At 37.2% G+C, this 18,785-nt stretch carries 12 protein-coding genes; 10 read left to right on the forward strand and 2 right to left on the reverse strand.

Annotated elements, in window-relative coordinates; translation table 11 throughout:
* The first annotated feature begins 55 nt into the window (after positions 1-55).
* The 5 genes from AC0UA9_RS13255 to AC0UA9_RS13275 all read left to right on the forward strand — a co-directional run bounded on the left by AC0UA9_RS13255 (position 56) and on the right by AC0UA9_RS13275 (position 8,195).
* Positions 56-952, forward strand: a complete 897-nt coding sequence (locus tag AC0UA9_RS13255; RefSeq protein WP_475660579.1) for an alpha/beta hydrolase — start codon at positions 56-58, stop codon at positions 950-952.
* Positions 953-1,109: 157 nt separating this feature from the next.
* Positions 1,110-2,630, forward strand: a complete 1,521-nt coding sequence (locus AC0UA9_RS13260; RefSeq protein WP_475660580.1) for a hypothetical protein — start codon at positions 1,110-1,112, stop codon at positions 2,628-2,630.
* A 92-nt stretch (positions 2,631-2,722) separates the two neighbouring features.
* Positions 2,723-4,357, forward strand: coding sequence for a sulfatase family protein (locus AC0UA9_RS13265; protein WP_475660581.1), 1,635 nt, complete (start codon positions 2,723-2,725; stop codon positions 4,355-4,357).
* A gap of 151 nt (positions 4,358-4,508) precedes the next feature.
* Entirely contained in the window at positions 4,509-7,316 is a 2,808-nt protein-coding gene (locus AC0UA9_RS13270; RefSeq protein WP_475660582.1) for an endo-acting ulvan lysase-like protein, read from the forward strand.
* 45 nt (positions 7,317-7,361) lie between these two features.
* Positions 7,362-8,195: a DUF1961 family protein gene (locus tag AC0UA9_RS13275; protein WP_475660583.1), complete on the forward strand. Its 834-nt coding sequence runs from the start codon at positions 7,362-7,364 to the stop codon at positions 8,193-8,195.
* A 312-nt stretch (positions 8,196-8,507) separates the two neighbouring features.
* Here the strand turns inward: AC0UA9_RS13275 and AC0UA9_RS13280 are convergent, their stop codons facing one another.
* Complete coding sequence (locus tag AC0UA9_RS13280) at positions 8,508-9,875, reverse strand: sulfatase-like hydrolase/transferase (RefSeq protein ID WP_475660584.1); 1,368 nt, start codon at positions 9,873-9,875, stop codon at positions 8,508-8,510.
* A 244-nt stretch (positions 9,876-10,119) separates the two neighbouring features.
* On the reverse strand, positions 10,120-10,758 hold the full coding sequence (locus AC0UA9_RS13285; protein WP_475660585.1) for an RpiB/LacA/LacB family sugar-phosphate isomerase: 639 nt from the start codon (positions 10,756-10,758) through the stop codon (positions 10,120-10,122).
* A gap of 1,249 nt (positions 10,759-12,007) precedes the next feature.
* Between AC0UA9_RS13285 and AC0UA9_RS13290 the strand changes: the two genes are divergently transcribed.
* The 5 genes from AC0UA9_RS13290 (at position 12,008) to AC0UA9_RS13310 (ending at position 18,437) form a co-directional block, all read left to right on the forward strand.
* Positions 12,008-12,895, forward strand: coding sequence for a carbohydrate kinase family protein (locus tag AC0UA9_RS13290; protein ID WP_475660586.1), 888 nt, complete (start codon positions 12,008-12,010; stop codon positions 12,893-12,895).
* A gap of 39 nt (positions 12,896-12,934) precedes the next feature.
* Entirely contained in the window at positions 12,935-14,107 is a 1,173-nt protein-coding gene (locus AC0UA9_RS13295) for an AGE family epimerase/isomerase (protein WP_475660587.1), read from the forward strand.
* Positions 14,108-14,117: 10 nt separating this feature from the next.
* Positions 14,118-14,993, forward strand: a complete 876-nt coding sequence (locus AC0UA9_RS13300) for an aldose 1-epimerase family protein (protein WP_475660588.1) — start codon at positions 14,118-14,120, stop codon at positions 14,991-14,993.
* Positions 14,994-15,164: 171 nt separating this feature from the next.
* A complete protein-coding gene (locus AC0UA9_RS13305; RefSeq protein ID WP_475660589.1) occupies positions 15,165-16,904 on the forward strand; it encodes an arylsulfatase in 1,740 nt (579 codons plus the stop codon).
* A gap of 138 nt (positions 16,905-17,042) precedes the next feature.
* The gene (locus AC0UA9_RS13310; RefSeq protein ID WP_475660590.1) at positions 17,043-18,437 is read left to right on the forward strand and encodes an alpha-L-fucosidase; all 1,395 of its coding nucleotides are present in this window, start codon (positions 17,043-17,045) and stop codon (positions 18,435-18,437) included.
* Positions 18,438-18,785: the final 348 nt, after the last annotated feature.

An 18,785-nucleotide genomic window follows, 5' to 3' on the forward strand; every position in this document is an offset into this window, starting at 1 on the left:
TTCATCATGAGTTATCTTTAGCGTTGAAGCATTATTACTTTATGGTGACATTGACATGAATAGAAGAATAACCATTAGTTTAACTTGTTTAATAAAACTCATTATGAGTATACCGCTCATTCTCTTGATCGCATCACCTATGGCTTATGCGGAGCTATCCATAGCCCCAGGTATACAGCCAGACAAAGTGGTTACTTATAAAGTGATAAACGATACCACTTTAAAGCTGCACATATTTAACCCAATAAATCATAAAGCTGGTGATAATAAACCCGCGATTGTTTTTTTCTTTGGTGGGGGGTGGACGAAGGGAACGCCAAAGCAGTTTTATGAACAAAGTCAATACCTTGCTTCAAGAGGCATGGTTGCTATTTCAGCAGAATATCGTATTAAACATTTACATAACACATCGCCTAAAGAATCGGTAAAAGACAGTAAATCAGCTATGCGCTGGGTACGGTCCCATGCTAAAGAGTTAGGAATTAATGCCCAAATGATTGCCGCTGGTGGTGGCTCTGCCGGCGGCCACTTGGCGATAGCAACGGCTGTGCTTAAAGATTTCAATGAAGATAATGAAAATCTGTCAGTCAGTGCGCGGCCCGACGCATTAGCGCTATTCAACCCCGCCTTTGATAATGGCCCTGGTGGTGTTGGTTATAACCTTGTAAAAAGTTATTGGCGGGCCTTTTCTCCACTACATAATTTGGATGAAAGTGTCCCACCCTCTATTGTATTTTTAGGGACAGAAGACAAATTAATCCCTGTAGAAACGGTACAGCTTTTTAAGCACAAAATGGAGCAAAATGGTAGGCGCTGTGATTTATTCTTATATGAAGGCCAACCCCATGGTTTTTTTAATACATTTAAGAAAAACAATAAATACGAAGAGACGCTGTTTGAATTAGAGAAGTTTTTGGTATCACTTGGGTATTTAAGTGCTAATTCTATTTGACATTAAAAAATGAGGCACTGCCTTACTAATTTATATAGAACGGGTTTTAATAATTTAATACCGTTTGACTTTGGTAAATAGATATAACTAACAGTCATCAACTTCTTTACTGAACGTCAAAATTAATTCTACTGATACATTGCGCTGAGAAATTTCAATGAAGACAACGATAAAAAACGTCTTAACCCTATCTTTAATACAAGTAGTCAGTTGGAATGCTGTAGCTGAAACATGGGCTATTGAAACAGCAAAAGAGTGGGAAAATGCGACTAAGCACAGCAATAATGTGAGCTTTCAGGGACATACAGCTGTTATGGCTAGCGAACCAGCGAATTATCAAAGTATTGTAAAACGATACTCAGATAAGCGCATGGCCAGATCTATCATTTTTGAGCAGACCCATGATTGGCGTAGTTGGACCCCCGTAAGTGAAGTAGGGCCAATCAATTTAAAAAGTGCGCCGGTATTTTTAACCAAAGGTCCAAATGATTATTGGTTGTTCGGTCGATATGGTGAAACCCTTAATGATCCTAATTTCAAAGCTAAAAAAACCACTTTACCTGGTTATGACATCCCCTTATTTACTACTTCACTACCTAACCAGTTTGATTCACAAGGAGGATTAAAAGCGCCTCTTGGTGGCTATCATGCGTGGCAAAGTAGTGATATGAAAACCTGGGTACATCATGGTCCAGTAACAGAATGGTTTTCTCGGTGGGTTACTTCAGCTGAATATGTAGAGGGTAAAACCTATATTTATTATGACTATCCTAACGATCAAAACCCCCATGTATATATTGATGAAGACTTAACTGACGGCGTACCGGGTAAAAATATGGGCATGATATTTAACGATCCATCTCATGGTTCAGATACTGTTTTTTTTAGAGAAACCGATGGAAGCATGCATGTCATTTATGAAGACTGGACACCGGTTGATGCGGAGATGCGCGCTTGGGATTCACCACTTGCTGGACATGCAGTGAGTAAAAATGGTTTTGATGATTTTACCATTCTTCCTCCCGCGGTTGATTTACGAACAACACCAACAGGTAAAACAAAAAGCTATAAACATCCTCATTGGGCTTCTCATCCAGATTGGGATACTGATATTGGAGAATACCAAGTGCATAGCCCAGCACAAGATGCGTTTGGGGATTGGTGCATGATTAAAATTGGCGGGCAATATTATTTATTTGGTGATTACGATAAAGCTGAACATGCACCAAACAATGTTAAAGAAAGACAAGCAGCAGAAGCTAAAATGAGCATTGCACGTTTTACTTCCGATAGCTTAGCTAAAGAATTTGAGCTATTAGGAGACTTTGGTGAAACAGGTCATCCAGATCCAGATATTGGCTTTGCCGAAGGATTGTTTTATTTAATTACTCAAGCTAAAGACTTTGTTAGTACGGGGCCCTGGGTAGATACAGTCACCGTTAGAGTAGGCGTTGATATTACTAATGACGGTAAAATAGACCAATGGACTGATTGGCAAAAAGTAACAGAGCAATATCAACATAAGAAAGGGTTTGCCAAACATGTTGAAAGAATTCCTGCTCAGCTTGATTTAAGTCATCTACCTGCAGGGTATGGTTTCGGTTTTGAATTTAAATCTACCGTTGATAAAAATGGTATTGCCCCTGCAATCAATAAAATTAATTTAATATTACAATAGAGACAACTGTACTTTAAGGTAATTAATATAATACTTAACTCAACTTTCTAACTAATAAAAGGTGCATTTCTTACCAATGCAAAAATATAAAAATGAATAATAAAATCAATTTTATAATGACATTACCATTATTGGCAGTTTTAAGCGGGTGTAGTCAAAGTCAGAGTGAAAAGCCTGCAACCGTATCGAAACAACCCAATATTTTATTTATCATGTCTGATGACCATGCTTACCAAGCAATTAGTGCTTATGACAATACACTAACCACAACACCGAATATTGATCGCATAGCTAAAGAAGGAATGTTGTTTACCAATGCAAGTGTAACCAATGCTATTTGTGCTCCATCCAGAGCAACTATTTTGACAGGTAAGCATACGCATATTAATGGGAAAATAGATAATTTAACGCCATTTGATACATCGCAAGTAACTTTTCCACAGCTGTTTCAGGAGGCGGGTTACCAAACGGCTATGTTCGGAAAGCTTCACTTTGGAAATAACCCAAAAGGTGTTGATGATTTTATGATCTTGCCAGGACAAGGAGATTATATAAACCCTGAATTTATCAGCAAAGAAGGACGAACAACCATAACGGGTTACGTAACCGATATTATTACCGATCTTACCCTTAATTGGTTTAAAGAAAAGCGTGATCCTGAAAAGCCATTTATGTTGATGTATTTACATAAAGCACCACACCGTAACTGGTGGCCTAGCCCAGAAAAGTTTAAAGCTTATTCTACCAAAACATTCCCTGAGCCAGCGACTCTATTTGATGATTATGAAAACCGAGGCACTGCGGCTAAGACGGCGGAAATGAATATTTTGAAACATATGAAATATAGCAGTGACAATAAGGTAAGAGCTGAAACAATAGAGCGTATGGGAGACGTTCAGCCTGTCATTCCAGGAAATACAACTTGGGGTTATAAAACCTATGCTAGAGCTAATGCTGAGCAAAAAGCACAATATGATGAGACGCTAGATGCTATCTCTGCTGATTTTGAAGCCAATTGGCCAACAATGACAGATAAAGAAAAAATACAATGGAAGTACCAGCGTTATATGCAGGATTATTTAGCGACTATTGAGTCTGTTGACGATAACGTTGGTAGGGTATTAGATTATTTAGATGAAAGTGGCTTAGCAGAAAACACTATTGTGGTGTACACGTCCGATCAGGGGTTTTATCTTGGAGAGCATGGCTGGTTTGATAAACGTTTTATTTACGATGAGTCTTTTAAAACGCCTTTATTAATTCGCTGGCCCAACAAAATCACGGCTGGTACTACCAATGATGAAATGGTTCAAAACCTTGATTTTGCTCAAACATTTTTAGAGGCAGCGAAAATCAAGGTCCCCAGTGATATGCAGGGCGAAAGTTTGCTCCCGCTTTTGACTGGTAATGACAAGGAATGGGACAGAGATGCTGTGTATTATCACTTTTATGAATACCCATCAGTACACATGGTTAAACGTCATTATGGCATTGTAACTAAAGAGTTTAAGTTGGTTCATTTTTATTATGATATTGATGAGTGGGAATTATATGACCGTATAAACGATCCACAGGAAATGAATAATGTATTTAATAAACCTGAATATAAAGCGATTGCCGAGAGTTTAAAAACGCAACTAAAAGAACTGAGAATTAAATATAAAGATTCATCAGACTTGGATAATAAATTTATAGACCTTTCTAAAACAAGGCAGGTTGAGCACTAAAAATAACAGCCAAAGCGTATAGCTTTATGATAAGAGAAGTGAAGTTATACGCTCTGCTGTGATTTTCCCTATAGGTACTTAATTAATCGTAAGTTGTTGATGTCATTGTACTGAAATTTTTGTTCTGAAATAATAAATGTAAGGTGAAGCGATGTTCATTTATACAACCAATATGTTTTTGAGTAAGATAAAAGCTAAGGTTCGAAAGTACTTTATCAATTCAAAAGCTATCATCTTCTTTTTTATACTCACCTTTCAAAGTACAAACGTATTGGCTGAAACTAAGATACCAATGCCAAACCAGCTTGAACAAGATTACCCAAGAATATATACCACGTTAAAAGAAAAAAAGGCTTTAGAAAATACAATTCGTAAAGAGGCTTGGGCGCAGAAGGTTGTAGAAGAAATTCATAAAACAGTGGATGAGCATGTTAAAAGGCATGTGCATGACAATGAGTGGATGCCATCTAGACTACAGATGTATTGGAAAACCCAAGCTAAAAATGTTTATGTTAATGGAGCATCTTATTCCCATGCAGATGGAAAAGCGCCAAAACCAACGGTAAGGTTTACCGGTGCACGTAGCCATCATACATCATATGCTAAACCAGCACTGGAAGATATATTGCCTTATATGGATGATCCTCGGGGGTTATATTTACCTAATAAAAGCAAAAAAGGACAGCCTTTTGAGTGGGTAGAACAAGCTAAAACAGGCTCTATTATTCATAAAATCAACCAAGATATTGTGGGCTTAGCTCGTAATGCTGCTTTTTTATATTGGTTAGAAAACGACACTAATTTTGCTAAATTCGCTTACGATATTTTTCATGTTTATATGCAAGGAATGTTCTATAGAAGTGAGCCGATAGACTTGTTAAATGGTCATATTCAAACATTGGTTGGTTTGACAAGTTTTCAAGTTATTCATGAAAACACTTTACAAGAAATCGCGGTTTTATATGATTTTTTAAATACGTACATTAAGAAAAATCATCCAGAAAATATTGATATGTATGAGGCAACCATTAAAAAATGGATAAACCTTATTATTAAAAATGGTGTACCACAAAATAACTGGAATCTGCATCAAGCTAACATCATTTTGAAAGCTGCTATGGTACTCAGAGACGATGGTTATTATGCAGATAAACAAGGACGTGAGTATTATCTCAATTATTTACTCAATGTAACTTCTGCTAGACAATGGTCTTTGAGTAAGTTTTTAAACTACGGTTATGACCAAAATAACGGTGTATGGGCCGAAAGCCCCGGATACTCTCAAGGTGTTACTCGTGCTTTAACACATTTTATTAAGGATTTTGATAATACCTTCGACCATAACCTTTTGCCTTATGCGCCTGTGATGCATAAGGCCGTACAGGTATTGCCTCAATATTTATTTCCTAATGGCCAAACCATTGCTTTTGGAGACAGTTATTACGATGTTTTAAATACTCAGCCAATAAGCGACATGATCCGCATTGCACAAAAAAATAAAGATACTGATATGGAGCACAAATATACAGCGATGTATCGTTTGTTTAGTTCTCCCATACAGTCGTCTGATAAAAGTAAAAAAACAAGGGCTGCTATTGATGATCTATTTGCAAGCAAACCGCTGGTATTAAACCCCAATTTCCCTCAAGCAAAACTAGAAGATTATATTACGCAAACTTTTTACGCCCCCAATGTTAGCTGGCATGCTCAGAGAATAGGTACTGGCACACACGGCATGATGGTGTCGTTAAATGCCTCTCTTGGTAACCATATGCACGCCAATGGAATAAACATGGAATTGTATGGCAAAGGCATTGTTCAAGGGGCAGATCCCGGCAAAGGTGCAGGATACCTAGAGCCTATATACTTAGAATACTATTCTCAATTTCCGGCACATAATACCGTTATGGTCGATGGCACATCATCTTATACCGAAATGCTTAGTAATCATGCTTTCGATCTCAATAATGAATATCCCAAATCAGAGCAAAAATCAGGCTTTTATCCTGACATTACATATTCTGATGTATATTTTTTAGAGCCTGAAACTAGCAGCGATCAGAGTCGACTGGTCAGCATAGTAAAAACTGGCGAAACAACCGGATATTACCTTGATATTTTTCGCTCTAAAAAACAAAAAAAGGGTGATAAGTTTCACGACTATTATTACCACAATCTGGGGCAAAGTATGCAAATCATGGACCCGTCAGGAAAGCCATTGTCTCTTTCACCAAGTGAAGATATGGGGTTTGCTGGGGGGCATCTATATGCGCTTGACTACATGTGGGAGAAAAAGTCCTTAAAGACAGATGAGGATTATCAGGCCGAATGGAAAATTGACATGCCTGATGGGCAGGATGATGTTTTCATGAATCTTTGGATGAAAGGAACAGCAGGAAGAGAAGTGTTTTCTATTAAATCTCCGCCTAATAAAGCGTTTAGAAAAAACCACGCTTTACCGTACGACGTGGGCACATCTCCCTATTTAACATTAACTGCAAGACAACATGGCGAGGCTTGGCAACACCCCTTTGTTTCTGTTTTTGAACCTTTTACATCTGCTAAGGGTAAAAGCATTAAACAGATAGAATCATTTGATGATGAAAACAAAAACCCTGAATTTATTGGACTCAACGTTATACATAAGTCAGGCAGAGAAGATTTAGTTTTTTCAACAACAGGCATGGCTACGGTGAAGTACAAACAAGTCATTACGGATGCAACTTATGCGGTAATTACTAAAGAAAATAATGACAATTTCACTTTGTTTATAGGTAATGGTAGTCAATTATCAGCTAACGGCATATCCATTCGCTCTGTTAGTCAGAGTAAGAGTAATATTGTTCTGCAGCAAAAGGACGGGCATTATTATTTACATAATATTGAAGCGGTTAAGATTAAACTCAACGGAAAAACAACCCATTTTGCCGCTGGAGATTTAAGAAGCGTGAGATTGTAGCTTGTACTAAAGCGCTTATATATTCTTAAACAGGGACAATGCACTATGAAAAACAAACGAACTTGTTATTCCATTTTATGCTCAAAAAAAGCGGTATTATGGATACCTATCATGTTGCTTGTAAATTTTTCCTTAACAGCGAAAACAAAGCAAGACAAATTTGAGCAATTAAATGGATTAAAAAATTGGCAGTTAAAATTTTCAGATTTAGGCGCTAAAAGCTGGAAAGATAACTGGTTTCTCGATGGAGAAAAAGCTCAAGTAGTACACAACAAACATGGCATGGAATTAATTGCAGGCCCAATTAACCGGGATGATGCACACCACGCGGTATTATGGACAAAGCAATCTTTTCAAGGCAACTTAAAAATTCAATATCACTTTACGCGAACAGATAGTGAAATAGTGAATGTTAATATTCTTTTTATTCAAGCTACAGGTATTGGCACAAAAGAATTTAGTAAGGATATTACTCGGTGGAATGATTATCGAAAAGTACCTACAATGAGCAAGTATTGGCTCAATATGAATGCCATTCATATAAGTTTAGCGGCATTTCCTATGGTCAATAACAACCCAAAAAACGACTATATCAGAGTCAGGAAATATCCCGCCGTTAATCACAATGAATTTAGCAAGACAGAAGTCAATCCTGCTTTTTATAATACGGGGTTATTCAAGACAGGGGTGACTTACAAGTTAACTTGGATTAAGGCGAATTCTCAGTTGTTTTTGCGGGTGGAAGGTGATGATATTATAAAAATCTATTCATGGGATCTATCAAGTTTTGAGCCAACAACCGAAGGAAGGATAGGTTTACGACATATGTTCACGCGCTCATCGGCTTATAAAAATTTTAAGGTCTGGGAGTTAAATTAAGAATAAACAATGGCATAGTGAACTCTTCTATCAAGAACCCTAAGGCTCAGCGGCAAGACAAAAGATGGAAATGAATGGAAGTGGTTACGCATAATAATGTGCCGATGCATTTTATTATAAGTAAACCCATCCAGTATTCTTTTAGAAGTCAGTAACGTGTATACAGGTTTATTAAACGCTCGATGCTAGAGTTTTTTTAGCAACCCCCTAACGTCACAAAATTTAATAGCGTGGCTGTTTACATAGATATCGTTGCAGTGCTGGTCTGGCACTAAGACTTATAAATTATAGCCAGACCAAGATTTTTCAATGCTATTTTGGAATGACCTTATAAGGTAAATAAGGAATAACTTCGTCTTCCCAAGCTTTAATTTTTGCTGTCATTTCTTTTACAATGTTTGGGTAGTCATCGGCAATATCATGTTGCTCAGCAATATCTTTTGATAAGTCGTATAAGTTTGAACCTTCATAATATGGGCTGACTACTAACTTCCATTTCCCAGCTCGCATCGCTTTACTGACATCCTTAGTTAATAAGTCAGTTGCATCTATTTTTAACCCCCCATTGCGCCAAAAAAGCTCTCGTTTAGTTTCTTTTTGACCGAGCAAAGTGGGCATAAGATTAACCCCATCTAGCTGATGCCCTTTTGGCATGCTAGCACCCGTTAAAGACAAGATAGTAGGCATAATGTCTAAAGAGATAGCAAGTTGGTTATTAATAGTATTCTCTTTAATTTTATTGGGCCACCAGGCTATAGTCGGTACCCTGTGACCACCTTCAAACAAGCTACCTTTTGCGCCACGTAAAACGCCTGCTGAAGACAGTGGCATTGGACCATTATCTGAAGTAAATAAAATTAATGTATTCTCACTAAGGCCTGCCAGTTTTACAGTATCGAGAATTTCTCCCACACTGGTATCTAACTCAGCAAGGACTTCTTTATACACGTCGCTACCTTTAATATTTTTGTCTTGTGTTTGTTTATTAGGGCCTCGTTGTATAGGTGAATTTGGGCCTTGCATAGGGTTATGTACAGCTTCGTGAGCAATGTATAAAACAAACGGGTTATCTTTATTTGCGTTAATGAAGTCTGTTGCATGTTTGGTAATAAGTTGAGTGGAATATCCAGCTTCTACAACTTGTTCATTGTTATGCCACCAATCAAACGTACCCATGCGGTCATAATGAGATATATAATCAATATTTCCAGACAAAAAACCGACAAAACGATCAAAACCAAAGTTCATTGGATGATAGCGCTTCTCATAACCTATATGCCACTTGCCCATCAATGCCGTTTTATAGCCTTGCGCTTTCACTAAGTTTGGAAAAGTGATTTGGCTTTTTGGATCAACACCAAAACGATATGAAGGATGAGCAGGATCAGCATTAACGACGCCATCCACCCCTGATTTTTGCTGATAGCGGCCAGTAATGAGTCCAGCACGGGTGGGACTACATAAAGTGCCACTTGAATGAAAGTCAGTAAAGCGCATGCCTTCTTTGGCTAATTGGTCTAAGTTTGGAGTTTTATGTATCCCATCATAACTACCTAAATCGCCATACCCCAAATCATCAGCCATAATAATAATTACGTTCGTTTTTCCAGGTTGAATTTCTTGTGCGTTTACTTGCGTTAGTAACACTATGCAAGCAATAATAATTGTTAAGGTTTTCATTCATTCCTATCCTTTGAACTTTCATGGTGACAATAAGCCACTTTAATTTCAGTTGCTGTAATACCTTAATTGAATTCATTTGTTATGCATTATTCATTTGTCACTCTTTAGTAAAAATATGTGCGTGAATAGTATGAATTACATAAGATCACGCATTATTCTTTTATATCAAGAGTATATTAAGGAATCTAACGCATGTTTGTCTCGATTAGATTAATTTTAATATTATCTGACACAATGCCTTTTAAGAAAGAAGAATCGCTTTTACAAATGCTTCTATTTCAGCATCTTGACAATTATCGAAGAAACATTGTTGGAAACGTTCGCCACCTACAGCTGTTTTAACTAATTCAGGATCAAGCTCTTTTAAACCTGCTAGGTAATCTTTAGCCATAGCTGATTTTACTTCGTTTAAAATACCAGCATTCGCTACTTGAGACGCTTTACGTTCAGTTGGGTAGCCTTGTCCTTTTTCACCCGTGAAGGCTTTTTCAAAAATATAACGAATATTTATTTCTGCGCCCCAACCAAAGCCTTTGGCAAAAGGTAAAGCTAAAGCATTACCATTGTTAATTTGTGCAAATAAAAATGCATCTGCTGGATCAATACAATAGCCACATGTAACACCAGGGTGTGCATTTAAAGACATAAGGGCACCTTGACCTGTACCGCAACCACTTACCACAAAATCTACAGCTTTTGAGTTTAATAATAAACCAGCAATAATACCTAAGTGGATGTAAGTTAAACGATGATCGTTGTCATCATTCATACCTACGTTAAATACTGTGTGGTTTTGCTCCGCTGCTACAGTTTCTAACTCATTTAATACCGTAGCATTTTTGCCTGCTTGACTGAATTCGTTCATTAATGCAATTTTCATTTTTCTCTCCAACTAGAAGGTTTAATTGATGGACTCATCAATTGTTATTGAGTGCTTACTAACACTGTCAATTAAGTGTCAATATTTCTAAATTAATCCGTACTCAATTCGTTTATATATGTCCGGAATTTATAGCGAGATTAATAAGTATCTCCCAATACGTTATTAGAAGGCGCCATACTGCTTTTATATCGATTTCTGATGTTAAAAGTCGTGATTTGGCTGTATACCACTGCAGATACATGCTGTTCGTACCGCATTTACAGTACATCTGACATGTTATCGATAACAGGTGGGGAAATCAAGATTTTATTCTTGTGATGTATGTGTCAAAAAACAGGCATCAATTTTCTGTAGAATGAAACGGAGGCCACTAGTCTGCAAAATAAGGATTGTACTAATAGTCACTCACTGCGTAGTAACGACTAAGTTTGAAGGGTGCTAAGACAATAGGCTGACATAATTTCAGCGTTATCAAGAGTACTAAAAAGTATAAATAGTGAGGTGATTTAATCTATAACTCATATCGCAGCAGCACTTGTCCGATCTAAACTATGTATCCATAAATATTTTAGTTAGCTCAAGGAATAATACTACGGCATTTCAGGGGATATTTTTTACCGCGTTTTAAAAACATAAATTAGGGTTAAGGTTGTAACCTTGATTTATGTTTTGTTAATAATGAAATGGAAATGCTCAAGGCCCTAACCATAAACATTGTAAATCAACATCATAAAAAATCCTTTTCATTTAATTTTTTATTTTAATTATCGAAATAAAATCAATAGGATAAAGTTGTTTTCATTTTCTATTCACTTTAAATTTAAATTAAGGGTTGTAATCACATCCTGTTATCGATAACATTTATTTGTACTGTTTCTTGATGTCACTTTTAAGATTATTACACACCAAGCCTTATTAGTATTAAATTGTTGGCTTAGGTTCTAAAGGTATAAATTTGCATAGTGGTGCACAAATTAGGTATTTATTTACAGTTATTTAACGAGAAACTCATTATTAACTAGTTGAAAACTCGTTTTGTGAATGGTCGAAACTATGCGTTAGTTAACTGTTTTTTAATTAAGCGCTAGCTAATTGATAAATTATGATTAGGCGTTTTCGAACACCTGTTTTATAAAAAGACTCTGTGAGCGATAAAGATAAACTTCATAGAGCTAAATAGAGCTAGAGTACAAAAAAATTAAGATAGTAATATATGAATGGCACAGAAAATTCTGAGGACAATAAAATGACAAACACCTTTACTATTGTTTCATTAGGTGAGGTTTTATGGGATGTATTTCCTGATGGTCCTCGTTTTGGTGGAGCACCGGCTAACTGGGCTTGTGCTATTGCGGGTCTGCTAGGCGATAAAGCCAAAGTTACCATGATTAGTGCGGTAGGAAGCGACCTCCTTGGTAATGAGGCGATTAAATCATTACAAAAATTAAATGTTGATGTTTCAAAAATACAATCATGCTCTTTTGCGACCGGCACGGTAACGATTAATTTAGATGAGTCACGTCAAGCAAGTTATGAATTTGCTGAAAACTGTGCGTGGGACAATATAACTTGGTCAGATTCATGGCAAGCGTTAGCCGGTAAAACCGATGCCATTTGTTTTGGTAGTCTTGCTCAGCGTGGTGAGGTTTCTCGCCAAGCTATCCAAAAGTTTATTCGTGCTGTACCACCTAGTGCGCTGAAAGTGTTTGATATAAATCTTAGATCAAATTTTTACACGGTTGAAACTATTAGACAGTCACTTGCACTGGCCAATGTCTTAAAACTCAATGAAGAAGAGTTGCCCATTATTGCCACTATGTTTTCAATTGAAGGCGATACAGCGACCTTACTTACAAAAATTAAAGCACAATTTCAGCTGCGTTGTATTGCTTTAACGCAAGGGGAAAAAGGCGCTATGTTGATTCATCATGCTCAAACAGTTGCGGTGCCAATTGTTCCTACGAATGTTGTTGATACGGTCGGCGCAGGAGACTCATTTACTGCTGCATTAACATTAGGTTTATTACAAGAAAAACCCTTAATAGAAGTAGCTGAATTGGCGACTAAAGTTTCTTCTTATGTTTGCTCTCAACGTGGTGGTACCCCACAGTTAGCGCAATCTATGTTCTTATAATCATTAGACAATATATCAGCTTACTTATTGAGAAAAATTATGACATTTTTAAATAATCAATTTATACAGCAGCAATGCAAAGACATTTTAAACTTTTATACACCACGTGTTGTTGATGACAATGGCGGGTATTTCCAAAACTATTATGATGACGGTACGTTATTTTCAAAAGGTCAAAAACATTTAGTGAGCAGTACACGTATTATTGTTAATTATGCGCTGGCAGCAATAACTTTTGATAATGAAGAGTATTTATCAATTGCGAAACACGGCCTCGACTATTTAGAGAGTGTACATTGGCAAGCATCGACTGAAAATTATGCTTGGACACTTGATAACAACCAACCTGACGATATGACCCAACAGGCTTATGGCTATGCTTTTGTGTTACTCGCCTATGCGGCGGTTAGAAAAGCAGGCATTGTGACGAGTGATGAAAAATTACTGTTAACGTTTGATCAACTAGAACAAAGATTTTGGCAAAGCGATTACGGCTTATATGCCGATGAAATAAGCCCTGACGGTGTATTAAGTGATTATCGAGGCCAAAATTCGAACATGCATTTATGTGAAGCGATGATTGCTGCATATGAAGCAACAAATAATGTCACCTTTTTAGAGAGAGCCAAGTTACTTGCGCATAATATTGTTATACGCCAAGCAGGATTAAGTGACAACTTAGTGTGGGAGCATTATACCGTTAATTTTCAGCCTGACTGGGAATACAATAAAGATGACCCAAAAAATCTATATCGCCCTTGGGGCTTTCAACCAGGACATCAAACTGAATGGGCCAAATTACTCCTGATTCTTAACCGACACGCACCAGAAGCTTGGTTAGTGGAACGTGCGGTAGTTTTATTTGATCGAGCCTTTGATACGGCATGGGATGTAACGTTTGGTGGTTTTATTTATGGTTTTGATCGCCAAGGAAAATGGTGCGATGACGATAAATATTTTTGGGTACAAGCAGAAAGTTTTGCGACTGCCGCATTACTTTATTGTGAAACTAAAGATGAAAAATACCTCACACAATACAATGCTATCTGGGCATATTGTGAACAACATTTTATTGATCATAAATACGGTGCTTGGTTTAGATTATTAAGTAGAGACAATACAAAATATTCGGCTGAAAAAAGTATTGTAGGCGCTAAATGTGATTACCATACATTAGGTGCGTGTTTTGAAGTGCTTAGAGCGATAAACTAAGGTTTATTAAATGAGTGAATATAGTCAATACCATATTTCAAATTCACTGATAAGTTGTACTATCAGTGAATTAGGCGCTGAAATAAAGAGCTTGAAATTAAAGGCGAATAAACAAGAATATATTTGGCAAGCTGACCCACAGATCTGGGCTGGATCAGCGCCTATCTTATTTCCTTTTGTTGGACGTTTGAAACATGGAAAGTATAATATCGGTAAAGAAGAATATAGTATGCCAACGCATGGTTTTATTAGCAGTCAACGTTTCTCTTTAGTAGAAAAGACAGCATCATCGATTACCTTAAGAAGTCGTGCGAATCAATCTACGATGCAGCTATATCCTTTTATGTTTCAATTTGATGTCACGTTTTCACTTGAACAGAAAAGCTTAACGGTCACATACAAAATCAGTAACCAAGATAGCACCGAACTCTATTTTTCAATTGGTTCTCATCCAGCATTTTCATTACCTACAGCTGAGTTTCAACATGAAAAATGCACGTTGCTTTTTTCTGACAAAGAAAAGGCATATTGCCAATTAATAAAAGATGACTTGTTAGCTGAAGAAACCTACCCAGTTGAATTTACAGAACAAAAATTAACTTTAACGCCCGACTTATTTGTCCATGATGCTTTTATTTTTAGAGACGTGAGCTCTTCTTTGATAACTTTACTAGTTGATGACACACCGGTACTAGCACTTGAAATGGGCAACAATAAACATTTAGGGCTTTGGGCTAAACCTGATGCGCCTTATATATGTATAGAGCCATGGACAGCAACAGATGAAACTATCAAAACCGCTGTCGAGTTAACAGAAAAGCCAGACATGATTCAACTTTCATCAGGAAAGACTTATTCAAACTATTATCGAATAAACCTACTTTAGCACTAAATTAAAACATATGAAAAAACACTTTATACCCAAATTTTTTACTTAAAAACACAAATGGTATCGATATCATTTGTGTTGTATGATGTTACTAATGATTGATTGTGAATACATAAATAGCTATGTATTCACAATAAACAATACCTACTTATTAAAGGCGCATATAATATGAACTTGATTAAAACAACTATCATTGTATTTTTAATGGGGCTTCCTCCCATTACATTAGCTGCTTCAAAACCCAATGTCATTGTTGTCCTTACCGATGATCAAGGTTATGGCGAGATAGGTGCCCATGGTAATGATATTATCAAAACACCAAACCTTGATTTATTGCATCAGCAAAGTGTTCGTTTAACTGATTTTCATGTTGCGCCTAAATGTGCGCCCACTCGTGCAGCCCTGATGACCGGAGTATACCCTCGTCGAGCGGGTGTATGGCATACGGTTGCAGGGGTTTCTTTAATGCGCCCAGAAATACCAACAATGGCAGAAGTCTTTTCTGACTCTGGCTATCGCACTGCGATGTTTGGTAAATGGCACTTAGGTGAAAGCTATCCATTAAGACCGCATGACCGTGGGTTTGATGAAGTGTTTTGGCATAAAGGTGGTGGGGTTGGTCAAACACCAGATTATTTTGGTAATGACTACGGCCAGTTTAATGATAATACCAGCAAAGATACCTATTTTCGTAAAGATACCCCAGAAGTTGCTGAAGGTTATGTCACCGACATCTGGTTTCGTGAAGCCATTGACTTTATTGAACAAAATAAAGAGGAGCCTTTTTTTGTATGGCTGGCAACCAATGCAGCGCATACACCTTATAATGTAGATCGCAAATATAGTGATCCTTATGAAGGTAAGGGCGTTAACTCAAAGTTTTACGGCATGATAACCAATATAGATGAGAATATGGGCTACTTAATGAACAAGCTAGATAAGCTTTCATTAAGTGACAATACGATTGTTATTTTTATGAGCGATAATGGTTCTTCTGCGCCAACTTATAACGCAGGCATGCGCTCTATCAAATCAAGTGTATATGATGGCGGGCACCGTGTCCCATTTTTTATTCGCTGGCCAGCAGGTAAGTTAAATCACGGTAATGATGTGCCGCAATTAACGTCTCACTTTGATGTCTTACCCACATTAATCAACTTAGCGCAACTAACTAAGCCTGCTAAAGCAAAGTTTGATGGCATAGATTTCAGTTCATTATTAAAAGGTGAGACTAACTGGCCAGATCGAAAAATTATCGTTGAAGTACAAAGTATCCAAGTGCCTAAGAAATATAATGGCCCATCAGTAGAGAAAAATATCGGTAATGTGGTCATGACATCTCAATGGCGATGGGCTAATTATCATGAATTATATGATATTAAAGCTGACCCAGGCCAAAAGCATAATGTTGCTAAAGCACATCCAGAAGTCATGGCTGAATTAGAGCAAGCTTATGAAAAGTGGTGGACAGACGTATCAGACAGAAATCATGATTATGTTGAAATGATCTTAGGTGATGACAAGGAAAATCCAGTGCTGCTAACTGCTCATGACTGGCATCCTGATGTTGGTGAGGTTACGCCATGGAACCAAAGAATGATTAGGGAAGGGCAAGCTCAAACTGGTTGGTGGTCAGTTAATGTCGCCCATGCTGGGAAATATAAAATTAGCTTACGTCGTTGGCCAAAAGAGGCGGCAGGTCCTTTGGAATTTGGCAAACGTGCAAAACTAAAAATAGGAGGACAAGAATATACTCAAGCATTCAATCCCCGTAAAGATACTGTGGTAAATTTTGAAGTTGATTTACAACAAGGCTCAACCAAGCTTCAAGCATGGTTAGATAAGGATCACGGCGCTTATTTTGTAGACATAGAGCGTATTAGTAAGGTTGAGGTTGCCATGAATTAACCCTGCAAAGCTGTGGAAAAAAGTACCTGTTATCAGGATAACAATAAACCCGCACAGTACTATTATCGATTATGTTTTACTGTGTATTTTACTGATTTTCAATAAATTTGAGATCAGCCAGAAATGGAATCTTTTAAAATGAAATTATTAAATAACTTAGTTTTTGTTGTATCTACAGCAATTTTGACTTTGACCTCGTGTGCCTCTCAACAGAGTACTGAAGTAACACAGAGTACTGAAGTAACACAGAGTACCGAAGTAAAGCAATTAACTGATGACGAACGTATACAATGGTGGCGTGAGTCTAAATTCGGTATGTTTATTCACTGGGGGCCTTATGCTGTTATTGGCGGCGAGCGTGGTAAACAAATCGCTAAAGGGGGGGCAGAATGGGCTATGGATAAACTTGATTACACTATTGAAGAGTATGAAAAGATACCGAGTATTTTTAATCCAGAATTGTTTGATGCGGATGAATGGGTCGCTATGGCAAAAGAAGCAGGGATGAAATACATCGTTATTACGTCTAAGCATCACGATGGCTTTGGCCTGTGGGATTCGAAAGTATCTGATTACGATATTATGGATGCATCACCATTTAAGCGCGATATTATAAAAGAGTTGTCGGTGGCGAGTAAGAAAGCTGGGATTAAGTTTGGGGTATATTATTCAATTGTTGACTGGCATCATCAACAGGCACAAGGAAACTTATTCCCTAATTACAATGCAGGCCAAAAAGATCAATCGGTGGTTAATCCTGAGTTCCCACAATATTACAAAAACTATTTAAAACCTCAAGTTAAAGAGTTATTAACCAATTATGGGGATATAGATATTGTTTGGTTTGATGGCGACTGGATTGCCGATTATACAACCGAAATGGGTAAGGAACTTTATAGTTTTATTAGAGATATTCAACCAAATACCATTGTAAATAACCGAGTAGATAAAGGTCGAAATGGTATGGAAGGTATGGATAAAGAAGGAATATTTGCCGGCGATTTTGGTACACCAGAGCAAGAAATTCCTGCAACGGGAATAGATTCAGATTGGGAAGCCTGCATGACTATGAATGGTTCTTGGGGGTATAAACCGTCTGATACCAACTGGAAGAGCAGTAAAGTATTAATTCAAAATTTAATCGATATTGTTTCAAAAGGAGGCAACTATTTATTAAATATCGGCCCTGATGGCTACGGCAGATTTCCTAGTGAAAGTATAAGACGTTTAGCTGATATGGGTGCATGGACCAAGGCCAATGGTGAAGCGGTTTATGGTGTAACAGGTAGTCCCTTTAACCGTCCTGATTGGGGAAGATACACCAAGAAAGAGGGGGCAATTTATGCGCATGTATTTGATTGGCCAAAAGATGGGAAATTGGTGGTAAATAGCGACATTAATATTAAAAAAGCGTCTTTACTAATTGATCCTACGTCGAATTTAGAATCAAAAATCATCGATGGTAAATTAACTATTTTGTTACCAGAAAAGGCGCCTGATGATATAGCTACGGTAATAAAAATTACATTGTAAACAAGGCGCAGACATTAGCTAAAAGTTTATAAAAACAATCAACGTGATCATGAAGTCTACACATTAAAAGATGACATGAATCACGTTGTTTTTATATAAACCCCTTTTAAAAATTCTTACCATTATGAAAAGGCACTTAAGCCCTATAAGAGGACTCGGAGCGTCAATAATGAAAAAAACAAGTCAAACTGGTATTGATAAGCGTATGTTGGCATCTGTTAAGAGGGCGTTCAAAATTCTGTGTCAGCTTAAATTCTTAAATATCGAGTACGCTGTCTAAGCGTCCTTCAAAATAAATGGCCAGCTGAGATAAACACAAGCTCCAATTGTGGATTGGCATGGTCCATT

The sequence above is a fragment of the Colwellia sp. F1 genome (assembly GCF_056238625.1).